General features: G+C 61.1%; 2 protein-coding genes. Both read left to right on the plus strand.

The annotated features are described in order from the left end of the window. The first annotated feature begins 344 nt into the window (after positions 1-344). Positions 345-509: an AlpA family transcriptional regulator gene (locus tag ABYB95_RS22290; RefSeq protein ID WP_034693553.1), complete on the plus strand. Its 165-nt coding sequence runs from the start codon at positions 345-347 to the stop codon at positions 507-509. A 412-nt stretch (positions 510-921) separates the two neighbouring features. Continuing rightward, positions 922-2,097 carry a competence protein CoiA family protein gene (locus ABYB95_RS22295; RefSeq protein ID WP_008904140.1) on the plus strand — a complete coding sequence of 392 codons (1,176 nt, stop codon included), beginning with the start codon at positions 922-924 and terminating at the stop codon, positions 2,095-2,097. Positions 2,098-2,122: the final 25 nt, after the last annotated feature.

Genomic DNA, 2,122 nt, shown 5'->3' on the forward strand with positions numbered 1-2,122 from the left:
TCGAGTCCAGGTCGGGGAGCCAAGTAAATCAAGAGTCAGCAGGTTAGCGCCTGCTGACTCTTTTGCTTTCTGGATACGCCGTGTCCGACACGTGTCCGAAATTCTCCGCGGAAACATGCATGTGTCCGGATCGCAACAGACCGGTCTTGCCAAGACGGCATCTAAGACGTCGAGAAGCTCGGTGATACAACTCTATGCGCTAGATTTGTCAGCGAATCCAGCATGACCGAGGCGCCCGCAGCGCCCTACAGTTGCCTACATGCCTCCACCGGGAGATTGCCGTGCAACAGACCTCTGCCCCACCCCCGGAAACACAGGATCAAGTTTCGACCGTGTTTCTGCGCATGCCATCCGTCATACAGATGACGGGCTTGGGTCGATCGACGATATACAGGCTCATCGCCCAACAACAGTTCCCCTGCCCCGTTCGTCTCGGTGTGCGCGCAGTGGCCTGGCGCCGCAGCGAACTGGATCTGTGGAGCCAGTCACGCCCAGCGACATCGCACTGAAACGGACAGGTTCTCCATCGGGACGACTCGGAGAGGATAGTCAGGCATTCGAGTCCTCAAGCTTTTGAAGCTGGATTGCCTGCTCAATGAGTCCGAGCCCCTTCGAGTCGCCGACTTCAGGGTCAAAATGCATTCTTCATAGCCTATCGAGGAGCGCAAGTGCGCCCTCAAGGCCCACAAGAGCGCAGCACCATCCCGGTCGATCGCCAGGACCTCGTGCTCGATATGGTCGATGTGGAGTGCATGAAACACCTTGAACCTACAGGCGTGGAAAACGGAGCCGTGTCCGAGCTGCTGGATCTAGTGGGGTTGTACCAGGGCTTGCCGCTGGACGAGGACTGCAAACGCATGCTTCCTCTGGCATCACTGGTGAAACCTTTGACTCGGTACGCGCGAGAGGACTGAGCAACCCATGTCCAGCATCCAGATCATGGCGATTGATGCCAGCGGAGCCATACGCTTCGTCGGCGAAGTCTTACGAGGGGCTACGTGCGGATGTTTCTGCCCCATGTGCAAGAGCCCGCTGGTGGCCAAACAGGGAGACACCAACGAGTGGCACTTCTCACACGAGGCCTCACAGGAGCGCCCCGAGTGCGAAGCCGGTGCGGAGAACCTCGCCAGAAGCCTGGGCATCGAATTTGCACGCGAGTTGGCCGAGCGTGGGGCGCTCGTGTTGCCCGAATACAGGACCTCGGCAGGCGTTATCTCGGCGTGGCTGGACCGCTCACAGGCCGTAGAGTGGAACGCTCAGATTTCAGGCCCTCTCGCATGGAGAGAGCATCCCCCGAAGTCCAAGGTGGTGGCCACCGGTGCGCTGGACACGGGTGCTGCCTTTGCGCTGTTCGTCCAGGTGGACGACGCGGGCGTCCCTCAGGTCGACGACCAGCCTGAGCACTGCGCGTACGGCTCACTGGTGGTCTCAGCCGCATGGCCATCAGGCACCCGCACGCGCGAGGACGCCATGGCCATTCTCAAGCAGACGGTGAGCTTTCGCTGGAGGTATCACCTCGACACGCTGGGTCTCCGGGCCGCCGCACAAGCCGCCATAGAGGCCGAAGTGAGTGCCGTGCGACAGCGCACCGAGGCATTGCAGCGCGAGCGCGCCAACGCAGCGGGGAGACGATGGGCTGAAATCGGCAAACGTCTGGAGCGACCTTACGATGTCCCCCCTGTACTGCGTGATGTAGGCCAACAGGCATCCCCAGAGCCGAAACCCACTGCAAGCACCCTGCCCAGTGGAACCCGTTTTCCCGCCTATCCAGGCCACGCGCTGGGATGCAACTTCCAGTTCTTCCGGCTGGGGGCAGATGAGGCGTGGGTGTTCTATCCGATGGATGTCGCCTTCATCAACGAGCACGTGAAGATGGCCAACGTCGCACAGCCGCTGCCAACCAAGCTCTGGGCGATTGCGCCAGTGGGCGGCCCACGCGAAGGGTGGGATGAGTGCTTTCCGCCCAGCGTGGGCTCTGCCGATGCCGAACTCGGCATCTACTGGGTGCGTGACCACATCACGGCGGTGACCTTCCTCAGCCCCCGCTCCAAAGGGACCCACACGGCCAACGATCCAGCGGAGTTTTCGAACAGATAGCACAGGAAACCTGGGGTCAAACCGA

The organism is Hydrogenophaga sp. (assembly GCF_041633695.1).
Classification (GTDB): Bacteria; Pseudomonadota; Gammaproteobacteria; order Burkholderiales; family Burkholderiaceae_C; genus Hydrogenophaga.

Excerpts from the sequence above, each read along its gene's own strand:
- ABYB95_RS22290 (WP_034693553.1), top strand. The coding sequence starts at position 345 with ATGCCATCCGTCATACAGATGACGGGCTTGGGTCGATCGACGATATAC.
- ABYB95_RS22295 (WP_008904140.1), top strand. The coding sequence starts at position 922 with ATGTCCAGCATCCAGATCATGGCGATTGATGCCAGCGGAGCCATACGC.